This window comes from Alkalibacillus haloalkaliphilus C5, assembly GCF_000269905.1.
Taxonomy (GTDB): Bacteria; Bacillota; Bacilli; order Bacillales; family Alkalibacillaceae; genus Alkalibacillus; species Alkalibacillus haloalkaliphilus_A.
In genome coordinates, this window is sequence record NZ_AKIF01000030.1 from 1 (window position 1) to 21,772 (window position 21,772).

General features: G+C 37.7%; 19 protein-coding genes, 1 tRNA gene, 3 pseudogenes and 2 riboswitches. Of the genes and pseudogenes, 5 read left to right on the forward strand and 18 right to left on the reverse strand.

Annotated features, from left to right (window positions below; all coding sequences use genetic code 11):
* The 10 genes and pseudogenes from A194_RS17390 to hpaB all read right to left on the reverse strand — a co-directional run.
* The coding region (locus A194_RS17390; RefSeq protein ID WP_040402366.1) for a thiaminase II/PqqC family protein at positions 1 to 131 on the reverse strand (131 nt) is incomplete at its 3' end.
* A gap of 136 nt (positions 132 to 267) precedes the next feature.
* A riboswitch (TPP riboswitch) is annotated at positions 268 to 367 on the reverse strand.
* 83 nt (positions 368 to 450) lie between these two features.
* The gene (locus tag A194_RS0105020; protein ID WP_017185777.1) at positions 451 to 1,890 is read right to left on the reverse strand and encodes an NAD-dependent succinate-semialdehyde dehydrogenase; all 1,440 of its coding nucleotides are present in this window, start codon (positions 1,888 to 1,890) and stop codon (positions 451 to 453) included.
* Between the two features lie 6 nt (positions 1,891 to 1,896).
* A pseudogene (locus tag A194_RS21295) lies at positions 1,897 to 2,291 on the reverse strand (5-carboxymethyl-2-hydroxymuconate Delta-isomerase).
* Between the two features lie 14 nt (positions 2,292 to 2,305).
* On the reverse strand, positions 2,306 to 3,049 hold the full coding sequence (locus tag A194_RS0105030) for a fumarylacetoacetate hydrolase family protein (RefSeq protein ID WP_017185778.1): 744 nt from the start codon (positions 3,047 to 3,049) through the stop codon (positions 2,306 to 2,308).
* Positions 3,036 to 3,842 carry a fumarylacetoacetate hydrolase family protein gene (locus tag A194_RS0105035; protein ID WP_017185779.1) on the reverse strand — a complete coding sequence of 269 codons (807 nt, stop codon included), beginning with the start codon at positions 3,840 to 3,842 and terminating at the stop codon, positions 3,036 to 3,038. Before A194_RS0105035 ends, A194_RS0105030 begins: the two co-directional genes overlap by 14 nt.
* A gap of 33 nt (positions 3,843 to 3,875) precedes the next feature.
* Positions 3,876 to 4,805, reverse strand: coding sequence for a 2,4-dihydroxyhept-2-ene-1,7-dioic acid aldolase (hpaI, locus tag A194_RS0105040; protein ID WP_017185780.1), 930 nt, complete (start codon positions 4,803 to 4,805; stop codon positions 3,876 to 3,878).
* A 22-nt stretch (positions 4,806 to 4,827) separates the two neighbouring features.
* A complete protein-coding gene (hpaD, locus tag A194_RS0105045; RefSeq protein WP_017185781.1) occupies positions 4,828 to 5,808 on the reverse strand; it encodes a 3,4-dihydroxyphenylacetate 2,3-dioxygenase in 981 nt (326 codons plus the stop codon).
* A gap of 20 nt (positions 5,809 to 5,828) precedes the next feature.
* The gene (hpaE, locus tag A194_RS0105050) at positions 5,829 to 7,325 is read right to left on the reverse strand and encodes a 5-carboxymethyl-2-hydroxymuconate semialdehyde dehydrogenase (protein WP_017185782.1); all 1,497 of its coding nucleotides are present in this window, start codon (positions 7,323 to 7,325) and stop codon (positions 5,829 to 5,831) included.
* Positions 7,326 to 7,408: 83 nt separating this feature from the next.
* Positions 7,409 to 7,879, reverse strand: coding sequence for a flavin reductase family protein (locus A194_RS0105055; protein ID WP_017185783.1), 471 nt, complete (start codon positions 7,877 to 7,879; stop codon positions 7,409 to 7,411).
* A gap of 24 nt (positions 7,880 to 7,903) precedes the next feature.
* On the reverse strand, positions 7,904 to 9,391 hold the full coding sequence (gene hpaB / locus A194_RS0105060) for a 4-hydroxyphenylacetate 3-monooxygenase, oxygenase component (protein ID WP_017185784.1): 1,488 nt from the start codon (positions 9,389 to 9,391) through the stop codon (positions 7,904 to 7,906).
* A gap of 153 nt (positions 9,392 to 9,544) precedes the next feature.
* Between hpaB and A194_RS0105065 the strand changes: the two genes are divergently transcribed.
* Positions 9,545 to 10,417: a LysR family transcriptional regulator gene (locus A194_RS0105065; protein ID WP_017185785.1), complete on the forward strand. Its 873-nt coding sequence runs from the start codon at positions 9,545 to 9,547 to the stop codon at positions 10,415 to 10,417.
* Positions 10,418 to 10,421: 4 nt separating this feature from the next.
* Here the strand turns inward: A194_RS0105065 and A194_RS0105070 are convergent, their stop codons facing one another.
* Positions 10,422 to 11,066, reverse strand: coding sequence for a lysoplasmalogenase (locus A194_RS0105070; protein ID WP_017185786.1), 645 nt, complete (start codon positions 11,064 to 11,066; stop codon positions 10,422 to 10,424).
* Between the two features lie 34 nt (positions 11,067 to 11,100).
* Entirely contained in the window at positions 11,101 to 11,577 is a 477-nt protein-coding gene (locus A194_RS0105075) for a DinB family protein (protein WP_017185787.1), read from the reverse strand.
* Positions 11,578 to 11,964: 387 nt separating this feature from the next.
* On the opposite strand from A194_RS0105075, the pseudogene A194_RS17400 reads away from it, so the two are divergent.
* The 3 genes and pseudogenes from A194_RS17400 (at position 11,965) to A194_RS21305 (ending at position 13,826) form a co-directional block, all read left to right on the forward strand.
* A pseudogene (locus A194_RS17400) lies at positions 11,965 to 13,250 on the forward strand (APC family permease).
* Complete coding sequence (locus A194_RS21300) at positions 13,234 to 13,593, forward strand: Ada metal-binding domain-containing protein (protein ID WP_017185789.1); 360 nt, start codon at positions 13,234 to 13,236, stop codon at positions 13,591 to 13,593. Before A194_RS17400 ends, A194_RS21300 begins: the two are co-directional and overlap by 17 nt.
* Before the next feature lie 38 nt (positions 13,594 to 13,631).
* On the forward strand, positions 13,632 to 13,826 hold the full coding sequence (locus A194_RS21305; protein ID WP_017185790.1) for a helix-turn-helix domain-containing protein: 195 nt from the start codon (positions 13,632 to 13,634) through the stop codon (positions 13,824 to 13,826).
* Between the two features lie 144 nt (positions 13,827 to 13,970).
* On the opposite strand, the gene A194_RS0105090 is transcribed toward A194_RS21305, so the two are convergent.
* Positions 13,971 to 14,984: a DUF3231 family protein gene (locus A194_RS0105090; protein ID WP_017185791.1), complete on the reverse strand. Its 1,014-nt coding sequence runs from the start codon at positions 14,982 to 14,984 to the stop codon at positions 13,971 to 13,973.
* A 232-nt stretch (positions 14,985 to 15,216) separates the two neighbouring features.
* Positions 15,217 to 15,298, reverse strand: a tRNA-Leu gene (locus A194_RS0105095).
* Positions 15,299 to 15,521: 223 nt separating this feature from the next.
* Here A194_RS0105095 and A194_RS0105100 point away from each other — a divergent pair.
* Positions 15,522 to 15,944: a hypothetical protein gene (locus A194_RS0105100; protein WP_017185792.1), complete on the forward strand. Its 423-nt coding sequence runs from the start codon at positions 15,522 to 15,524 to the stop codon at positions 15,942 to 15,944.
* 28 nt (positions 15,945 to 15,972) lie between these two features.
* Here the strand turns inward: A194_RS0105100 and A194_RS0105105 are convergent, their stop codons facing one another.
* From A194_RS0105105 to A194_RS0105120, 4 genes and pseudogenes are all read right to left on the reverse strand, one after another.
* Positions 15,973 to 17,013, reverse strand: coding sequence for a ribonucleotide-diphosphate reductase subunit beta (locus A194_RS0105105; RefSeq protein WP_017185793.1), 1,041 nt, complete (start codon positions 17,011 to 17,013; stop codon positions 15,973 to 15,975).
* A gap of 11 nt (positions 17,014 to 17,024) precedes the next feature.
* A pseudogene (locus A194_RS17410) lies at positions 17,025 to 19,299 on the reverse strand (ribonucleoside-diphosphate reductase subunit alpha).
* Positions 19,300 to 19,428: 129 nt separating this feature from the next.
* Positions 19,429 to 19,623, reverse strand: a riboswitch (cobalamin riboswitch).
* A 152-nt stretch (positions 19,624 to 19,775) separates the two neighbouring features.
* The gene (locus A194_RS0105115) at positions 19,776 to 20,618 is read right to left on the reverse strand and encodes a carbohydrate ABC transporter permease (protein ID WP_017185794.1); all 843 of its coding nucleotides are present in this window, start codon (positions 20,616 to 20,618) and stop codon (positions 19,776 to 19,778) included.
* Between the two features lie 14 nt (positions 20,619 to 20,632).
* Positions 20,633 to 21,526 (reverse strand): carbohydrate ABC transporter permease, encoded by an 894-nt coding sequence (locus A194_RS0105120; protein WP_017185795.1) that lies wholly within the window; start codon positions 21,524 to 21,526, stop codon positions 20,633 to 20,635.
* Positions 21,527 to 21,772: the final 246 nt, after the last annotated feature.

Sequence of the window (21,772 nt, forward strand, 5' to 3'; positions counted from 1 at the left end):
TTTAACCAATGTTTAAATTTCTCTTGTTCTAACCACCCTTCACCTAATCCTTTAACGAAAGGATGCTCCAAATACGAATCCCAGATTGGCTCTACTCTTTTCCATAATCGATCTGTAAATTGTTCACTCATGTTCATTCCCCTTTCAATTTAATTTACTAAGTATGACTTACTTTTAGAAGAAGATCCTCACCCCTTTCGAGCGAAGGAGCACTAAAAAGCCCATCCACTAGCAATTAGGGATGGGCAGTAATCGTCAATATAACAATAACTAACCACTCCACTTCCCTACGCTAGTGTTACCTAGATCAGGTTCAAAGGGTCGGTCAAAGACCTCTCAGCAATACCATGCTCCCCTAGTAGATCGGTTTAATATTTAATTGTAGTCTAAAAAGCTGTCTACTTACTATAACGTTTAATCCTTATAAAAGTTTCACTCATTGAGGCTTTTTTACAATCTTAACGAAACATACTTCGTCTCTAAGTACTCCTCTATTCCTTGATAGCCACCTTCTCGACCTAAGCCACTTTCTTTAAAGCCGCCAAATGGTGCTTGTGTCGTTGAAGGTGCGCCATCGTTAACGCCGACAATACCGAATTCAAGAGATTCACTGATTCTAAACGCGCGACTCATATTTTCCGTAAATACATATGAAGCTAGCCCATAAGGTGAATGGTTCGCTCGTTTAATGACTTCATCCTCATCTGAAAATGTTGAAACAGGTACTAATGGGCCAAAAGTTTCTTCATTCATGCAAAGCATGTCGTCATTGACGTTTGATAACACGGTTGGTTGGTAGTAATAACCTTCTCCATCAGTGTGCTTTGCCCCACCAACTTCAACGACTGCTCCTTGTTGGACCGCTTCTTTTACATGTTTGTCGACTTTTTCCATAGCACTTTCATCTATTAATGGGCCAATGTCTACTCCTTCTTCTAAACCATTACCTACTTTTAGAGTCTTCACCTCTTCATTTAAACGTTGCAAAAACTCTTCTTTAATTGATTCGTGCACATAAATTCGATTAGCACAAATACAAGTTTGCCCCGCATTGCGGAATTTCGACTGAATGACACCTCTAACAGCCTTCTTTAAATCAGCATCTCCCATAACGATTACAGGCGCATGACCACCTAATTCGAGTGAGATCTTTTTCATCGTATCTGCTGCATCACGCATTAACACTTTGCCCACTTCAGTTGATCCAGTAAAAGTAAGCTTACGAACACGGCTGTCCTCAGACCAAGCTTTACCAATCTCACTAGAACTACCGATAATAATATTGATGACACCTTTAGGTATTCCAGCTTTTTCAGCCAGCTCAACTAATTTAATTGCCGTCAGTGGCGTTTGAGTAGCTGGCTTTAATACGACTGTACAACCTGCAGCTAAGGCAGGAGCAATTTTTCGTGTAATCATCGCAGCTGGGAAGTTCCACGGGGTAATCGCTGATACAACGCCTACTGGTTGTTTTTGAACAAAAATTCTCTTTTTAGGATGAGATGGTGGGATGATATCGCCGTAAACACGTTTGCCCTCTTCGGCGTACCACTTAATAAAACTATTGGCGTAACCTACTTCACCTACCGCTTCTTTTAACGGTTTACCCTGTTCTTCTGTCATTAACTTTCCGATTGATTCTTTCTCTTCGTCTATAAGAGCGTACCATTTCTCTAAATATTGAGCTCTTTTATCTGCTGTTAAAGATGACCAACTCGGTAAAACCTCACTAGCCGCATCGACAGCTTTCAACGCTTCATCACGACCAACTTTCGGTACTTGAGCAATGACTTCATGGTTAGCTGGATTTACTACATCAATCTTTTCAAAACCTTCACCAATCCACTCTCCATTTATATAGAGCTCATGCAGTTGTGACAACTTCTCCACATCACTTCACCCTTTCTTCAAATTTTTATAACGTTCATGGATGTTATTTTTCTTATACGTTGGATGCGTAAATTCAAACAACTCTAATGAAAACGCCATGTATCGCTCATTAAACAACTCCTCTAAATCGTTGATAATCGTATCGTATAACTCATCACATAGGCGCTTCTTCTCTTCATCAGTTCGCCCTTTACCTAACTTTAAAGTCGCATGAATGAAAGCATCATCTTCTTGACCGTCTGCCACGACGTAATCTTTAAGCTCAATCGCTCGTGACCTTAAACCACCAATTGGAATAAGTCATCATGCTTTAACAACGCTTGATTGACACTATTTAATAGACTTGTAACATCCAAATCACCTTTTAAATTATCGGTGTACTCTAGTATAAAGTGTGGCACTTACTTCACCTCTTTTACTCACTTACAATCGTGTTGGTTAACCGTCCAACGCCTTCAACTTCAGTCATGACTTCATCGCCAACTTTAGTATCAACAGAGCCTTTAGGCGTCCCTGTTAAAATCATATCGCCATCATTCAAAGTCATAAAACTACTTAAGTATTCGATTAGCTCTGGAATTCCTAAAATCATATCTTTAGTGGACCCTTCTTGTGTTTTCTCACCATTTACATACGTTCTAAGCTGTAAGTTCATCGGGTCTTCAATCTCCTCTTTTGAAACAAACCAAGGGCCAACTGGCGTACAGCCATCTCTATTTTTCACCCTTAAATTAGGGCGGAAATAGTTTTCGAGATAATCTCTAAACGCATAATCGTTTGCTACGGTATAGCCTTTCACATAGTCAAGCGCCTCTTCTTTTTTAATATTTTTGCCTGATTTACCAATCACCACTGCAAGCTCACATTCGTAATGCATGAACTCAACGTCTTCAGGTCTAACAGTCGTGCCGCGGTGACCGGTAATTGTATTTTTTCCTTTTAAAAACACGAGTGGTTCTGGTAATGGACTTGTGAAAGATAACTCTTTCGCATGGTCTGCGTAGTTTAAGCCGAGTGTAAAAATCGTTTCTGTTTCAACGGGTGGCAACCATTCAACTTCGTGTTCTTCTATTAATCTACCGTCTTTTAGTTGTACTTTACCGTCTAGTTCAGTTACATGATGTAACGTTGATTCGTACAAAACTCTACCTTGCTTCATCAACAGCCACCTCACTTACGAAAACGTTATCTTCATGAACGACCCTGTTATTAAGACGCCCAACTTGTTCAATTTCAATACTGACTTGATCTCCTTCTTTTGCTAAAGGTTGATTTTCTGGCACACCGATCAAAAGAACGTCCCCTTCATATAACGTCATAAATTCAGTTACTTCTGAAACGAGTTCAGGAATCGGGCGAATTAAATTGCCTGTGTAATTTTCCTGTTTTACTTCACCATTTATCGATACTTTAATTGCTAGATTGTGAGGGTCTTTGATGTCATTTTGGTTTATAATCCATGGACCAATAGGGCAAAAACCGTCTCTTGCTTTTTGTTTAATTGCCGGTCGGTAATAGCTCGAAAAAGGCAAACTAACATCGTTCACAATCGTATAACCTTTAATATATTCATAAGCTTCTTCTGCTTTAACTTTCGTTGCTGTCTTTCCAATTACTAATCCTAAAGCTGCTCCAACTTGGACTTGCTCTTCTCCTTCTGGGAGTGGAATGGGGTTTTGGTGAGTGGAGAGCGTATTAATTGGTTTAATGTACAATACAGGAGCTTGAGGTGGTTTTTGATAAGGTTTGTCATTCATTTCTGGTTTGAGTTGTTCATACTCACCTTTATAGTTTAAAAGAGTGCCATACAACGTCCCCGTAATTGGGTTATCAAACTTTAATTGGTCGATGTTATATTGCTTTTCATCTATTGTGATCTTTTGAAAATCGTCATGTAACGTTCCTTCTTTTAGCTGTGAAAAGCCTTGTAGCTTAAAGTTAACGCGCGTCATCTACTTTCACCTCTTATACAGATAAGCCGGCTATTAGCTAACCGGCTTCGTATTCGTTAAAAGATTATAATCGATTAAAGTTTTATGGATCACATTTTGAATATCGTCTGTCGGTAAGTCCATTGGCAGTCTTAATACAGGTTCAATTTTATCCATCATACCTAAAGCTGCTTTAACTGGAGCTGGGTTTGTGTCCATAAACAACACATCGTTTAGTCGCATTAGTTCAAAGTGTAAGTTTTGCGCTCTTTCAACATCCCCTGCAAACCATGCATCATGCATTTCAGCTACTTTCTTGGGTTCTACGTTTGCTGTAGCACTAATTGAACCTGCACCACCAATTGCTAACATCGGGTAGCATAATAGTTCAATTCCCGAAAATAGTAAAAAGTCTTTTCCACAGTTCAATAACACACGATTAACGTGCTCGAAGTCTTTGTTCGATTCTTTAACGCCGATAATATTTGGACAGTCTTGAGTTAATTGAGCTAGTGTTTCAACTTCTAAGTTTTTCGCTGTACGACCAGGAATATTGTAAACAATGATTGGAATATCGACGGAATCTGCGACCGTTTTAAAATGTTTATAAAGCGCCTTTTGGTTCGGTTTATTATAGTAAGGAACAATAACCATCGCCGCATCAGCACCGATTTCTTGTGCTTTTTGCGTTAAATAGATCGTCTCATCGTGATTAGTTGAACCTGTACCTGGTGCAAATGGAACACGGCCATCAATCGTTCTTGCCGCATTTTCCATCACTTGAACACGCTCTTCAATTGTCATAGAACTCGGCTCACCAGAAGTGCCTGTAACAGAAATACCATGTGTTCCATTAGCTAACTGAAACTCAATTAACTCAGATTGCTTAACGAAATCTATTTCATGGTCTGAATCAAAAGGGGTAATCACAGGTGTGATCGATCCTTTTAACTTTTGCTTAATTTCTTCATACTGGTTAGACATTGTCATTCCTCCTATCAATCTATTAAATCATGAACTGAGGCTTCGTCTTTTTAAGCTTCGGTTCACCCGTTTCAATTGGTTCTCCAGTGTGGACATCTAATACAATCGATGCTTCATCAAACCAACTGTCAGGTGCTTCATGGCCCCAGAACGTTTGACGCAATGGATCATTTAAATCCCACTTAACTGGTTTGAAATCAGGGTCACTCGTTAAATAATCACCATTATAAAGTTCTATACGATGACCGTCTGGATCTCGTAAATATAAGAAGAAAGCATTCGATAATCCGTGTCGACCTGGCCCTCTTTCAATGTTTTTCGCATAACCCATCGAAGCTAATACGTCACAACCATCGATTAAGCTCATCGGGTCCTTTAACCAAAAGCCGATATGATGCAAACGTGGTCCATCACTATTCATAAACGCCACATCATGTACACTCGGTTTTCGATGAAGCCAAGCTGCCCAAATGTTTTCCTTGTCATCGATCGTATATTCAGAACACGCAAAGCCTAATTCATTAATGTAGTAATCATAGCTTTGTTGTACATCTTTTACAGCACAGTTAAAGTGGTCGATTCGTTGGACTTTCGCTCCTCTATACAAATCATAACGTTGCAAGAGTCTATCAACAGAATCCATTTCTGCATAAAATTCGACCGGTAAACCTTGTGGGTCTTGAATCCGAAACGCTCGCCCTAAAGCATGTTGAGAACCTTTTTCTAACCATTTAACCTTCGTGCCTTCACTTTCAAAGTGACCAGCCAATTGATCAAGACCTTCATCAGAATACACTTTATAACTGATCGCCTCGACGACTGGTTCGTCTTTTTCGATTAATAACAAACTATGATGGTTATGCTCTTCAAGCCCTCTTAAATAGACACAGTCTGAATCAGCTTCAGTGATGACAAACCCTAACGCTTCGTAAAACGCTTTAGAACGTTCTAAGTCAGTGACATGTAACACAGCACGACCGCAACGAATAATGTTGAAGTTCATAACGTTCAACTCCTCTCCATTTACTTACCAAACTGTGGAATATAATGATCTTTCATCGCCACGTGAATGATTTGCGTTTCGGTGTAAAATTCAAACGCATAAAATCCACCTTCACGCCCGATTCCACTATGTTTTGAACCACCAAATGGTGTACGTAAATCGCGAACGTTTTGCGAATTCACCCACAACATGCCAGCATCGATTGCTTGAGCAACACGATGACCACGCTGCATATCTTTCGTCCATACATAACCTGCAAGACCGTAACGCACGTCATTTGCTTTTTCGATTACTTCATCCTCATCTTTAAAGGTCATCACTGCGATCACTGGACCGAAAATCTCCTCTTGAACAACGCGCATATGCTGATCAGCATTTAATAACAATGTCGGCGGCACAAAGTTACCACGACTATGTTCAGCAGGTACTTGACCGCTATAAACTTCACAACCTTCTTCTTCCGCTAACTCTAGATAACCTTTGACATTGTCATAATGTTCGCGGTGAACTAACGGACCGACTTGTGTATTTGGATCCATTGGGTCACCAACTCGAATTCGATCGACGCGTTCTTTTAACTTTTTAATAAAATCATCAGCAATGTCTTCATGCAGGTAAACTCTCGAGTTAGCGGTACAACGTTCACCATTAAACGAGAATACACCCCAAGTACACGCATCAAGCGCACGGTCGACATCAGCATCATCAAAAATAATAATTGGAGACTTTCCGCCTAACTCCATTGAAAATTGCTTTAATGCATCTGCACCGTTTTTCATAATTTCTGAACCTGTCGTCGTCTCACCTGTAAATGAGATGAGTGGCACATCTGGATGACGAACTAATGCAGCACCCGCTGTTTCACCATATCCATGCACGACGTTAAAAACGCCATCTGGAAGTCCCGCTTCATGAATGACTTCCGCAATACGGTTAGCCGATAATGGTGACCATTCAGCTGGTTTTAACACAACCGTATTCCCTGTAGCTAAAGCCGGAGCAATCTTCCACGTTTCTAACATGAAAGGAGCATTCCAAGGTGTAATTAACCCTGCAACACCGACTGGTTTACGAACTGAGTAATTCACAAACTCATCATCAACTTGATACGCTTCACCATATAAATGACTTTTGACCATTTCGGCATAAAATCTAAAGTTTTTTGCAGAACGCGCAATCATCTTACGCGTCTGACTAATTGGTAAACCTGTATCATATGACTCTAATACAGCAATTTCTTCACTATGTTCCTCGATTAAATCACCAATTTTATAAACGTAATCAAGTCGTTCATCTAACTTCATTTGTCCCCATTCATCGTGAAAAGCTCTTTTCGCAGCAGCAACCGCCGCGTCAATATCTGCCGCATCACCTGCAGCAATATGATTAATTGGCTCGTTCGTAAATGGGTTAATGTTTTCAAACGTTTCTTGACTGTTGGACTTAACAAACTCACCGTTAATATACAAAGATATGTCTTTTAACTTTTTCTGAGATGGCGCTTGAAACTGTGTCACAAGATCCTCTCCTTTTTGCTATATTTTTTATGCTTGATCGCCTACAATATAAACTTCAAAAAGAGGTGTTAAATGACAACACCTCACCACTTATACAGCTGATAACTCCCATACTTACCGCCGAAAAAGGCAAGTGGATTGCCGTCAGTTAATTTAATCTCAAGCACTTCCCCAATAAATAACGTATGATCACCAACTTCATAAAATTCGATTACGTTACACACAACCGCCGTTAACGCATCACGAATAACTGGTATTCCACTAACAAAATCAAATTCAACGGCTGCAGGATTGTCTTTTTGTCCAGCAAAATGCATCGACACATCCATCTGCTCATCAGATAAAATGCTAACTGCAAACTGTTGAGATTGTTTAATCTGGTTATACATTTTAGCGCTATGATCAATTGAGATCGTCACTAACTTAGGGTCTAACGATACTGACATAAAAGCATTTGCCGTCATACCATGTGTTTCATCATCTACTTGTGTCGTAACAACGGTAACCCCAGTTGCAAATCGTCCCATCGCATCTCGGAAAGTTCGACTATCCATATTTCGCCTCCTAACTCATTTAAGTTATACGTTCATCCCACTATTAATAGCACTTGGCTTTGAAATATTTTCTTGCTTTAAGAAATCTTTCACGACGTCTTTATATTTTTCTTTATCATATTGATCAAAGTAAGCCATGCCCATTTTGATTGGGTCTCCGAAGAAGTAATACTCATAGTGCGTTTGGCGACTACCGAAAGCACTCATCGTTAAATCCCAAGCTAAACGGAAAATTTGCACACGCTCAAAACCTTCAACATTCTTACCTTGCATAGCACGGTGCAAAATTGGACCAATCTCATCCGAAGCAAAGTCGTCATAAGATGGAATGCCCATCATGCCTGATGCACCTAAAATTCTTAAAATCTCAGCCAAACGCGGGTACACTCTTGGATACCAGTTTCTAGCTGCATTAAGCGCTTCAAAGTCTGGTGTCATCATGCCCCACTTGTCTAATTTCGCATTATGTTCTGCGCGGAATAAGTGAGATTTCATATTTTCTAACGTCAACATCACTTCAGTTCCTTTGTCCTTCACGTGTTGGAAACCGTCAATTCCGATTGAATCCATTAACGTTAAAACGACACCTAATAAAAACTCAGTCTTGGCAATGTCTTTTGCGACAACTTGGTGCGTCATATGAACAACCGCATTCGTCTCTGCAAAAGCTTGGTTACAAATGGTTGAGTTCTCTAAAATAAAGATTCGATCCCACGGCACTAATACGTGATCAAAGGCTACAATCGTATCGCCTTCTTCAAATTTAGAACCTAAAGGATGATCATAACTGTTCATACCATAATCAAATGATTCACGGCTAAGATAACGAAGTCCTGGTGTGTTATTCGGGATGGCAAATGCTAACGAATATGGATCATCTTTTTCGCCTGTTTTCTTTACAGTTGACGGAAATACCATAATCTCATCGGTAATACCGCCTTGTGTCGCTAATAAACGAACACCGTCTACGATGACACCATCATCATTTTTCTCAACGACATGTAAAGCGACGTTTGCATCTTTTTGTTCTGCTTGGATCTTGGCGCGGTTAACTTGTGGGTGGATTAACGTGTGGGTTAAACTAATATCATTTTCTCTCGCATACTCTGCGTATTTACGAGCATTTTCGGCAAACAGTGGATTGTCTTGACCGTAGAAATCGTAGGCCGCTTCCATCGTCATAACTTCTGCGTTTAAGTAATCTGGCGAGCGTCCCATAACACCTTTCGTAAAGCTTTGCCATTCCATAATCGCTTCACGGCGTTCAATTAACTGATCAATCGTTTTCGGCATCATAAATGTTTTACCGACTTTATCACCTGTTGTCGGTGAGTCATACAACATTTTTTCTGGCTTCTCATACTGCATGTCATAAAGTTTAGCCATTGATTGGATGACATTTTTAAACGCTGGGTGCTCTGTCACATCATCAACACGCTCACCTCCAATGTAAACGTTGTTGTTAGCTTTTTTGAGACGTTCAATATACTCTGCACCTGTTTTTGCTGGCATTTTAATAAAACCTCCTCAATTTTGTATGTACTTCCATAACGCGTCACACTTATTTTTCTTTATATTTTGAATATTAGCACGAATACTGATATATTAATAATATAAGTTTTGTTATAAGGTCATATAAAAAATGTATGGGAGATGAACTAAAAAATGGACTTTAAACGATTGAAGTATTTCCATACGATCGCAACAGAAGGTCAAATTACGAAAGCAGCGAAAAAACTACACATGCAACAACCTCCCCTCAGTAAAAGCCTCAAAGACTTAGAAACCGAACTCGGTGTTACCCTATTTGACCGTCAATCTAGAAAACTTGTACTAACAGAAGCTGGAGAAATTTTATATAAAAAAGTAGAGCTACTCTTTTCACAAATTGATGATACAGTGACTGAAGTAAAAGATATTGAAGAAGGTTATCGCGGGCAACTAGCTGTTGGCTGTGTGAAAACGTGCTTTTCATACATTCCTGAAGGACTGAAACAGTTCAGGTCACAATATCCAGACGTTTCTTTTCGGTTAAAAGAAGGTGACTCATACGCTCTTGCTGAACACCTCCTTAATCACGAGTTGGATTTTGCTATCATACGCCTACCATTAGACTTACAAGCTTTCGAATCACGACCATTACGAGAAGAGAACTACGTTGCTGTTTTACCACAAGAGTGGGAAGTGCCCAATTCAGAGTCGATTACTATGAAAGAACTATCAAACTTACCTCTCATGTTATTACATCGTATTAGTGGGGTTGGACAATATGAAGTCATTTTGGAGAAATTTAAAAAACACGACCTCACACCTAAAATCATACTAGATTGCCCAGATGTCGATATGATCATAGATTTAGTGAGGTCAGGTATAGGGGGAACAATCATCCCTGAGTCGACTTTTCAACATAAGAATATAGATGGTGTTAAGATGCTACCCATTGCTGATGAAAATATATACTCAGAGTCAGCTTTAATTTGGTTAAAAGACCGCTACTTAACTAAAAGTGCTAGGAGGTTTATAGAGTTATTTTGGTGATTGCTTACGACTTGTTAGCAATTTTATTAATGCTATGTGCAATTAACAGTTGGGCGCTGTAATAAGTCGACATAATGTATACTGTTGAATAGGTTAACGATTCGACGAACATATTCCAAGCTAATACAGCATCTGAAAGGTAAAATAGTAGACTGCCGATCATCGCAAAAGGATTCCTTGTCAAAAATGCCATGACAACCATAACTGAAATGACAATTATATAGACGACAACTGGACCAATAAGCGAAGCCTCTTGTGACTGGATATTTTGAATTAATAGATGACCATAAACAGCACCGATGATTAATAAAGGAATGATGATTGAAAAGTGCTTTAAACTCCAATTTATTTTCATTGCAAAACCACAAATATAAACGATATGTCCAAGTAAAAAGATCACAAGTCCAGCAATGAACGTGATCGCAATCGCAGCATCTGCAACCGCACAAACGATAATTCCAACAACCATCACTTTTTCAAATGATGTTACCTTAGACGTTCGAATTATCCGTAAGTAAGCATATAAAATAATGCCGATCATTGGGATGACTTTAAATAGAACTGAAACGAACAGCGGGTCACGTGGTGCTAGAAATATGTAAAATAGACCCGTGATTATGATTAAAACTATTAATCCATGTTTTGACACTTAAGCCCCACCTTTTCTTTTATCATAATGCCCCTTACTCTTCCCTTTTATGGATAAACTTCTTAATGTCATTAATGGTTTGCAAATGCATACCTTCATGAAATGCTGTGCGAACTAATGCTTGTTCAATTGTTGTGTAAGGCTCCATCTCAGTAGGAGGATGTATTTCTTCCAAACGATGCGCATACTTTTCTTTTACGTCGTTGATCTGTTTTTTAAGCATTTCTTTTAACTCTGAAAACGTAGGTGTTTCATCAGTAAAATCAGCTAGGGTCTTACCAAATCCAAACCACTTATTAAGCTTAATTATTTCCTCATCTTTTTCTCTCGTTACCGCCATAATCCATAAATACTGATCCAGATAAGTGTGCCCCATGTTCCATCGAATGTTATTTCTGAAACCTTCAGGGATTATTTCTGCCTCTTCTTCCGTTACATCTTGAATACTATATAAGAAGTATTCTCTATAAGTTTCAAGACCTTTAAATAGTCCTTCCTGTCTTTCATTCATACCAAATTCCTCCTACCTTTTTATTTAACAAAAAAGCACCCACAAAACATTGGTGTGTCAACATTTGTGAGTGCTTGAATATCAATAGTTGTTTTGGGGACAAAAGCATTTAATTCTTTATATTTTTAACTATAGCATAATTTTTCCACATTGACATTAATCTCCTAATTTCTTCGGACCAAAATGAGTTGTTACAAGATCAATAAAACCATATAAGCAAACATTATATCATACTGTTCTTTGACTGAGATTAATAGTCCCCAACCTTATAATTCAATGAACAATGCATAACGCTCAATCTATAAATTTACGAATTAAACCGCAAAAAACGAGAAGAATTTCTCATCCTTTCACTAGTACACTGAATGCTATGAAAGGTGTGAGACGATGAACAATAAATCTATTGGATTAATTCAAGGAATTGCTTTATACATTGCAGCTATTTTAGGATCAGGTGTCCTTTTTCTATCAGGGGCAACGGCCTCAATTGCAGGACCTGCATCAATTGTATCTTGGCTGATCGTTATATTAATTAGTTTTCCGCTTGCTTATTCCTTTGCTAGTTTGGCAAGAGAATATCCTGATGCTGGTGGAACAGCAACCTTTGTTAGAACTTCTTTCGGATATCACCTTGGCAATATCGTCGGGTGGTTTTACTTCGTAACAGCAGCAGTCGGTCAAACAATTGTATCCTTAACCGGTGCTTTTTACGTTAGTCAGGCGTTTGGATTCTCACATTTTGGAACAATGATAATTGCTGTCTTGATTTTGACAGTTGCAGGTCTTTGCAATTATCACGGGGTTAAAGTAAGTGGTAAAGTTGCATTGATTTTAAGCACTTTGCTACTGATTCTACTAATATTAACTATTATTGTGTCACTTCCGAGAGTACAGTTGGATCATTTCACCCCCTTTGTTCCAAATGGCTGGTTTTCTCTCGGAACAGCTGTCACGATTATCTTTTGGTCTTTTTTCGGTTGGGAGGCAATCTGTAATTTAGCTTTACAATTTAAAAGGCCAGAAAAGGATATAATCAAAGGGGCTATAGTTAGTGTAGTTGTTATTGGATTATTATTTTTGGCGTTAAGCTTTGTTACGATTGGAACAGCTACATATGGTAGTCAAGAAAGCAACTTATCTCCTATTGGTGTTATAATGGGAGATACACTAGGCATGGGTGCTAAAGTCGTCACGGCTGTTTTAGCATTAATTATTTGTACAGGAACAGCAAACGCATTTATCGCCAGTCTTACTCAATTAGGATATTCATTAAGCAGGGATAGAGCTTTCCCGAAATTGTTTTCAAAACTACATACAACTACTCAAGTTCCAAGACTGATGGTTCTGTTTGTTGTTTGTTTTTCAATAACAGGCGTTTTGGTGACGAAGGCTTTGTCATTAGCATTCGATGACATTTTGTTTATACCGACTTCATTAGGGATTATAGTTTACCTTCTTTCAATGGCAGCAGGCATTAAATTGTTTAAGAAGTACACAATGGCGTGGTGGGCATCACTTACGTCCTTCATTTTATGTTTACTCGTGCTTCCTTTCTTTAAGTTATATATTGTTGTTCCATTGATTGTGGGATCTTTATATGTAGTTTATATGATTATTAATAAGAAGTTTTTTGTTACAAGGGAGGCTTAAAATGTCATGAGAAATCAAAATAGTCTGTCCCAAAATATTATGTGGGAAGCAACAACTACATGCAATTCTGCATATGATGGAGTATTTTTTTATGCAGTCAAAACAACAGGCATTTTTTGTCGACCTTCTTGCAAGTCTAGAGTTCCTAATCGTGAAAATATATCCTTCTATTCAAATGCTGCTAATGCACGTAAAGCGGGATATCGTCCATGTAAGAGATGTCGACCAGATTTGAAATCGATAATAACTTATGACCCTCTTGAAATAGTTATAGAGGAAACGATGCAGATCATTGAAGAAAAGTATGGTCAAAAAATTCTCTTAGATGAATTAGCATCCATGGTAGGAATCAGCCTTATCATTTAAACCGACTCTTCAAAAACAGAACAGGGATTACTCCTCGTATGCACTTAGAGAAGATCAGAGTTAAGAAAGCAAAAGAACTTCTTTTAACGACTAATTTAAATAGTGCGGAAATCTGTTTTCAAGTTGGTTATCAAAGTATGTCCAGCTTTTATCATGCCTTTAAACGAGGGGCTGGGCTTTCTCCTGGTCAGTTCCAAGCTCAATTTGTTACAAAATCGGCTAATGAGGATTGATTGGTTTTGTTCTGTATAAAAAACTTCCCCTTCCCCGTCAATAAACAAGGACCGAGCTTTCACCCCAGTCAGTTTGAAGCTCGATGTGTTAAAAGCTTAGCTTATCAGAATTACTTCAAGACTTTTCTTTTATCCTGGGCTAATTCACTTTTTTGCTAGTTCATCACGGTCTAGTGCCCGTGGTGGTTCTTCCATCCAACCATGTTTAATCATAATTTTAGCCCCATCATCGGAAAATTTTAATATTTCTGAAACTAATCTGCTATACATAACGCCAATATCTCTTCTTGGACTCATGGACATACTTGACCCGTAGTACCCTACGCTAAGTGCAATCAAACTTGTTACATAGAACATCATTTTTCTATCAGAAAAAGTGTACTCAGTAGAATCAGTTACCTCAGTACCCCAAGACATAGGACTCGGTAAATCGTTATCATTTAAATATGAACCAAATATTTCACAATGCTTTTGTGCAATTTCCTTTCCCCTTAAGAGAAAATTTACCACATCTTCATTCTGTGCAACTTGACTATACCCTATCATCGTAGCACTTCCTAATGCATTTCGTTGAAAGTTGGAATATAAATTGATGATCTCAGTACCTGTTAAAGGTCTTTTATCCCCAAAAAAGCCTGCCAAAAAACTTTTCCGTTTTACAAAATCATACGATTCAGGCTTTGGAAGATATGGTGATCTAATATACAGCCCCTTTGCCAATAATAGATCGTTAGTTTGTTTGATAAGATTATCTGATTCCTTTAAACACTGACTAAAAAAGCTATAAACATCTTCTCTTACCGCTACAGGTAGAGCTACGCTACATGCATTCAAACCAATCTTTCCCATATTATTAAGAAAATATAAAATGTAAGTATCAGAAAACAATTTTGGCGCATTCACATCAACATCTTCATTTAATTTAAAGCCATAAGGAACAGGATATCCTTCTTGAGTAAATATCTCGCTTATTGTGTCTACATGTAATTGGGAAATGTCTAATGCATATTGAATAACAGATTTAACTTCCGTGTCTTCTACTGTGTTTAGGTAATATTTAAAATGGCAAACAGAAGCGCTATCTTCCATATACAAAGACCATAAATTGGTAATTTCTCCTGATGTTAATTTAATGTTATTGTGTTGAGAAGAATCCATTTCTCTTCACTCCTTAATAATCACTAAGTCTAATCTTCAGTTTAACCATTTTGTACCTGTTATATGTAGAGTAATTTTGATTTGTTGGAATGAAAATAGAAAGAATTAGGAATTAGTTACTTTTTAAGTTTTTTAAACGATTTCTCAAATAACAAAACCCTCATAATCACTGCAGTGTGCAATGATTATAAGGGTTTTGTATGATTCAAGAATACATCAAAGCTAACTAAAATACCGGTGGTCGGGTTCGAACCGACACTCCAGAAGGAACACGATTTTGAGTCGTGCGCGTCTGCCAATTCCGCCACACCGGCATGTTATTGAACACATTTCATCATATTATTTGAAAGGTATTTTGTCAAGATGGTCAACTTTTCTATTTACATATTTGCATGTTAAATATCTAATTTTGTCCAAATAAACAGTGCTCATTTCGCTCCAACTTTTAATAAATACAATACAAAAATTTGAAACGTATTTTGTTATTAAATCGTTAATATATATTGAAGAGAAATACAAAAAAAGGGAGATGTTATGATGGATCCAATTTGGTATTTTGCTATTGCATCTATAATTGCAGTCATTGGAATCGTTATTGTGTTTGGTCAGTTATCGAACAAGTTAGAAGACCAACTGAACCAAGGTGAAGTTTCATCCGATTTTACACAAAGCTTAACAACTCAGCTTCTTATTAGAGTGACGATTATTGAAATTGTACCGATTCTATTAATTGTTTTTGGTTTTATACAATTAACAGGTACAGAAAGTTCAGTTATCCCACTCGTTTTAACCTTAGTCGTCCTTGTTATTGGGTTAATTAGATTGTTTTCAAAAAGAGACTTGCTTCAACACTCAAACATCGACCAACGAACTAAGGTCTTTTATCAATCCACTCAAAGGACTGCTATGATGCTTGCCGCTTCATTTCCAATCGTAACGATTGTTGCGTTTATGATGTGAAAAAGCACCCAACTAAGGGTGCTTTCTCTTATAATTCATCAAACCCATTATCATCAGAAACTTTCGTATACTGCCTCGACTTTTGCTCGAAGAAATCAGACTTTCCTTCATCGACTTCTTTGTAAGCTTTGATCCATTTAAGTGGGTTTTCTGTTACTTCTGGGAATGGAACTGGTGCGCCCATTAATTTACAACGTTTGTTTGCTGTATGTTGAATATATTGCTCTAGCTCGTCCATGTTGATCCCATCAATTTTGTTGCCAATAATATGTTCGCCCCACTTCACTTCAAGTTCTGTCGCTTCTCTAAATGTCTCTGTCACAAACTGCAGGTTTTCCTCTGTATTAAGTTCAGGGTTTTCATTCAACGTTTCTTTGAAAATGTGTGCGAATAAGTTAACGTGTAACAACTCATCGCGATTTATATAATTAATCATAGTACTCGTTGATACCATCTTTTGGTTGCGGGCTAAGTTGTAGAAAAACGCAAAGCCTGCGTAAAAAAACAGACCTTCTAACACGACATCATACACAACAGATTCAATAAAAGCTTGTGGTGATTTTTCTTCGACAAAACGCTCATAACCATCAGCAATAAATTGATTACGTTCTATTAAAATGTCATCATGCTTCCAATACTCAAAGATCTCATCTTGCTCGCCTTTTTCAACGAGCGATGATAATACATATGAATAAGACTGATTATGCACAACTTCTTGGAACGACAGCACTTGCATTAACGCAGCTAAGCTGGAATCAGTTAAGTAATCAGCTACTTTTGCAGAATAATCCGTTTGAACAGAATCTAAAAAGGCTAGCAATCCGATTATTTTTTTAAATGATTCGCGCTCATCATCTGTTAATTCTGCCCACTGCTTTTGGTCACTCGACATATTGATCTCAAACGGTGTCCAAAAGTTTGCTAGCATATTTTTATACATCGGATATGCCCACTTAAACCTAACATCGTCCCAGTTTAAAACGTTGGAACTTTCCCCGTTAATAATGCCAGTCGATGCGTTCGGTGCATGAATGTCATATAGCTTTCTTTCACGCATTGTTTCGTTCATATTTATCCTCCTTATGACTCACAGCTTTCGCAATCTTCTATGTCAGATGACGTTGATCTCGTATAGTAAGTCGTTTTAAAACCTGAATGCCAAGCCGTTAAATGCAAGTCTAGTAATTCTTTCGCTTTAATCGTATTTCTCACGTAAAAGTTAAATGAGATCGATTGATCGATATGCTTCTGACGCTTCGCATTTTGCTTAATCGTCCACGCATGATCGATGTCATAGGCTGACTTATAATACCAGAACGTCTTAGGACTTAAATCAGGTGCTGTTACTGGAATTTTGTAATCTTTCTTTTCCTCTGAATAAAACTTTTTAAAAATCGGATCAATACTAGCCGTGCTTCCGGCAATAATGCTTGTGCTTGAATTAGGAGCAACAGCCATTAAGTACCCATTTCTCAGGCCATGCTCGTGCACGTCTTGCTTCAGTTCATCCCATTTTTCACCGTCATACCCTTTTTCATCGAAATAGCTACCATCGTGCCATTTAGACCCTTTAAACAATGGATAAGGGCACTTCTCTCTCGCTAACTCCATACTCGACTTTATTGTTAAGTAAGCTACTTTTTCATATAGCTGATCAGCAAATTCAACCGCTTCATCTGATTCCCACGCAATCTCTTTAAGTGCAAGTAAATGGTGATAACCAAACGTTCCTAATCCGACTGCACGATATTTTTGATTCGTCAATTGTGCTTGCAGAACCGGAATTGTATTCAAATCGATCACATTATCAAGCATTCTAACTTGAATCGGAATTAAACGTTCTAGCACATCATCTGGCACAGCTTTACCTAAATTAATACTTGATAGATTACAAACGACGAAGTCACCTGGCTTTCGTAACGACGATCTTGCCATCTTCTGTATACTGTTCTTCTACTGTTGTCGCACTTTGATTTTGCATAATTTCAGTACATAGATTCGAACAATAAATCATGCCTTGATGTGAATTCGGATTTTGTCGATTTGCTTCATCTCGATAAAACATATAAGGTGTGCCAGTTTCAAGCTGACCAACCATAATCCGCTTCATAATATCAATTGCTGGCACTTTTTCTTTTGATAGATCTGGATTATGAATACACGCTTCATATTTTTCTCGAAATGATCCTTCACCTTGCTTTTCATCATAATAGTCTTCTAAGCTAAAGCCCATAACCTCTCTTACTTCATGAGGGTCAAATAAATACCAATCTTCACGGGCTTCAACCTTTTCCATGAATAAGTCAGGTAGTGATACACCTGTAAATAAATCATGAGTACGCTGGCGTTCATCACCATTGTTCAACTTCGCATCTAAAAACTTAAAAATATCTTGATGCCAAACATCTAAATACACCGCAATGGCACCTTGTCTTTGACCGAGTTGATCAACACTAACTGCTGTATTATTAAGCTGTTTCATCCATGGCATCACACCACTCGATACACCTTTAAACCCTTTAATCGAACTTCCGTGTGAACGAATTTTCCCTAAATAAACACCAATTCCGCCACCATTTTTCGACAAATTAGCAATGTCTGTATTTGAATCATAAATACCTTGTAAACTGTCATCCACCGTGTCGATAAAACAACTTGATAGCTGTCCGTACGATTTCCCTGCATTTGATAACGTCGGCGTCGCTACCGTCATATATAGATTACTTAACGCCCAATAAGCTTCTTCAACTAATTGAAGGCGTTTTTCTTTCGGCTCATTGATCATTAAAGTCATGGCAATCGTGAGAAAGCGTTCTTGTGGCAGTTCATAGTAATGACCTTCATGATCTTTCGCTAAATAACGATCTGCTAACGTTCGTAAGCCGATATAGGTAAAGAAGTGATCGCGCTCAGGTACGATGAAAGATTCCGCTTTTTCAATTTCATCTTTAGTATATTGATTTAAAATGTCACCGCTGTATATGTTTTGGCTAGACAATATATTTAACAATTCATAGTAAGAACCATACTTAGTTGTACCGACATAACCACGGTTAGTCGCAGCTTCTTTATATAACTTCTTTAAATAAATATTGGCACAAACGTAAGTCCAACCTGGCTCTTGTGGGCTTATATTTTCTAATCCCCTTAATAATAATTCATTTGTAATTTGTTCAGGTGTTAATTCATCTTTACTTTGCACAGCTTTCATAACTTTTTCTTCAAAGTTCGCAACAGTTAAATGCTCAAACCCTTTTGTTACTTCACTAATAAAAGAGCTAAGCCGATCTTTTAAAAAAGTGTCTTTTCCTTCATCTGTTACAACGAAAGTTTCTTGTTCTGTGATTGTCGTCATAAAATCCTCCTTAAAATAAAAAAATTCGCCTCCATCGGGGGAAGCGAATAAAACGACTTATTAATATATGTTGGTTTATACCAATATGTATCACGAGTCGTTTCATTCTCTTATCACCCCGAAGAAAATGTAACTTAGCTCATGTAGACAGGTCTCCTGACTTACGCTTCACCCTACTTTGGACCTTCCCTTATAAGTAGCAAACACTTAACTTATAAAGTGGTCTTCCATTTCGTCCACGTTTACAGTTGCGGGGGCAGTTTTGGACTTTCACCAAATTCCCTTTTAAGCCTTTCAAAAGGCATCCACACAAGCAAAAATACAATATATAGTTTTATAAAACATAATAACATCAATATATTGATGTTAAATATTAGTATAGAAGATTATTTATCAAAAAACAAGACTTCTATTAAACTATTTTTAATGTAACAGAAAATCCTCTGTCTATAAACAGAGGATTCTCAACTTAATCATTATCCTTTTATTGCACCTTCAGTCATACCTTTAGTAATTCGTCGTTGGAAAATCGAGTATAAAATAATGACTGGTACAATCGCAAATACTAAGCTGGCAAATAATACACCCCAAGCATTCGTGTACTGTGCCTCATTACTAATGAAGTCAATTGCTAGTGCTAGTGTATAGTTTTCACTAGACTGTAAGAAAATGAGGGCCATAAAATATTCATTCCAAAACTGAATCGCATTCATAATCGTGACGGTAATAATGCCTGACATCGTTAAAGGTGTGACGATCTTCCATAGCACCCCATATGGTGACATGCCGTCTATAGCAGCTGATTCTTCTAAAGATTTAGGAATTGTTCCCATAAAACTCGTTAATACAAAAATCGTAAATGGCAATTGTGAAATAGCATAAACAATGGCAAGACCAAAAATGTTATCTAACAAGTTGAACTGAGCAAGTAAGAAGAATAACGGAATCCAACCTAAAACCATTGGAATCATCATAGCTGAAATGTATAGCGTGAATAATAATTGACTTCCTTTAAAGCGTATACGTTCGAGCGCATATGCGGTAGGAATCGCAAGAACTAGGCATAAAATGGCACCAACTGCTGTCACTATTAAACTATTAAATACACTCGTATCAATGTTATAATCCGTCCATGCTGTTACGAAATTATCAAAGTTAAACTGTTCGGGGAACCCCCATGGATTGGCATAAATTTCTGCGTTTGTTTTAAATGCTCCTAAAAACATCCAAAAGATTGGATAAAGTACGGCTAAAGACCATAAAAATAACGGTAATCTAATCCCTGACCTAACGAGCATTTCACCTACTGTTCTTTTCATTGCGACTCCCCCCTTTAATACTCAACTTTTTCTCTTCTGAGTAAGAATTGTAATAGGATTACAGTAATTAGAGAAATGACTAGAATCATAACACCAATTGTTGCACCGTAACCGAAGTTGTACTGATTGAAAGCTTGCTGGTATAAATATGACCCCATTACATGTGTTGAATTGTTCGGTCCACCACCAGTCATAACTTGAACAATAATAAAGGAACCATTCAGTGTCGTAATGACGATATATAAAATGGAGATTTTAATCTGTGGCCAAATTAACGGCAAAGTAACATGCCAAAACTGCTGCCACTCGTTTGCCCCATCAATTCTTGCAGCTTCATAGTTACTTTTAGAAATATTAGCTATACCTCCCATTAACAGAAGCATAAATAATCCAATACCTGCCCAAATGGATGGCAAAACTAAACTCGGTAATGCCCAAGTCTCACTTCCAAGCCACGGTCTAGTCCAATTCTCTAAACCGATCGCTTCCAACCCTGAGTTCACTAAACCTAAGTTCGGGTTGTAAATAAACGTCCATAAAATACCGATTACGACAACCGACATAATATTAGGGAAGAAGAAGATAATTCGGTAAAATGGCGCTTCTTTGATCTTTAACTGTGTTAAGGCTACAGCTATAAATAGTGCCATAATCATAATTCCAATAACCTTAGTTATAACTAAAAAGTAGTCATGCCAAATTGTAGCAGGAATAATACCATCATTGAAAAGTCTAGTATAATTATCAAAACCTACAAATTCCCTCGTTTGAGAAGCCCCCGACCATTCAAAAAATGAATAATAAAGTCCACTAAACAACGGGTATAATGTAAAAATGCTAAACATAATAAAGGTTGGAATTAGACAAAACGCTAAAAATAAATATTTCTGTTTTTTACTCTGTACCATACAATCACTCTTTTCGTATGTCAGGTTTTATGAATAAGCTTACTCATATGTATTATTAGGTAAATACTTTATTAGAGAATTTATACAAACCTCAGCATTTAATAGATAAATGTATGGAATGTAGACGTTTCTACATTCCATACACAGCTACTTTTATTCACCGCGGTAATCCGCAGCAGCTTCCTCTGCTTCTTCAATAAATTCTTCAGCTGTTAGATTTCCTAGTAATAATGAAACTAATGAATC

Excerpts from the sequence above, each read along its gene's own strand:
- A194_RS0105090 (WP_017185791.1), bottom strand. The coding sequence starts at position 14,984 with ATGGATTCTTCTCAACACAATAACATTAAATTAACATCAGGAGAAATT.
- A194_RS0105100 (WP_017185792.1), top strand. The coding sequence starts at position 15,522 with ATGGATCCAATTTGGTATTTTGCTATTGCATCTATAATTGCAGTCATT.
- A194_RS21300 (WP_017185789.1), top strand. The coding sequence starts at position 13,234 with ATGAGAAATCAAAATAGTCTGTCCCAAAATATTATGTGGGAAGCAACA.
- A194_RS0105115 (WP_017185794.1), bottom strand. The coding sequence starts at position 20,618 with ATGAAAAGAACAGTAGGTGAAATGCTCGTTAGGTCAGGGATTAGATTA.
- A194_RS0105120 (WP_017185795.1), bottom strand. The coding sequence starts at position 21,526 with ATGGTACAGAGTAAAAAACAGAAATATTTATTTTTAGCGTTTTGTCTA.
- A194_RS0105055 (WP_017185783.1), bottom strand. The coding sequence starts at position 7,879 with ATGGATAGTCGAACTTTCCGAGATGCGATGGGACGATTTGCAACTGGG.
- A194_RS0105065 (WP_017185785.1), top strand. The coding sequence starts at position 9,545 with ATGGACTTTAAACGATTGAAGTATTTCCATACGATCGCAACAGAAGGT.
- A194_RS0105075 (WP_017185787.1), bottom strand. The coding sequence starts at position 11,577 with ATGAATGAAAGACAGGAAGGACTATTTAAAGGTCTTGAAACTTATAGA.
- A194_RS0105035 (WP_017185779.1), bottom strand. The coding sequence starts at position 3,842 with ATGACGCGCGTTAACTTTAAGCTACAAGGCTTTTCACAGCTAAAAGAA.
- A194_RS21305 (WP_017185790.1), top strand. The coding sequence starts at position 13,632 with ATGCACTTAGAGAAGATCAGAGTTAAGAAAGCAAAAGAACTTCTTTTA.
- A194_RS0105105 (WP_017185793.1), bottom strand. The coding sequence starts at position 17,013 with ATGAACGAAACAATGCGTGAAAGAAAGCTATATGACATTCATGCACCG.
- A194_RS0105030 (WP_017185778.1), bottom strand. The coding sequence starts at position 3,049 with ATGAAGCAAGGTAGAGTTTTGTACGAATCAACGTTACATCATGTAACT.
- hpaD (WP_017185781.1), bottom strand. The coding sequence starts at position 5,808 with ATGAACTTCAACATTATTCGTTGCGGTCGTGCTGTGTTACATGTCACT.
- hpaI (WP_017185780.1), bottom strand. The coding sequence starts at position 4,805 with ATGTCTAACCAGTATGAAGAAATTAAGCAAAAGTTAAAAGGATCGATC.
- hpaB (WP_017185784.1), bottom strand. The coding sequence starts at position 9,391 with ATGCCAGCAAAAACAGGTGCAGAGTATATTGAACGTCTCAAAAAAGCT.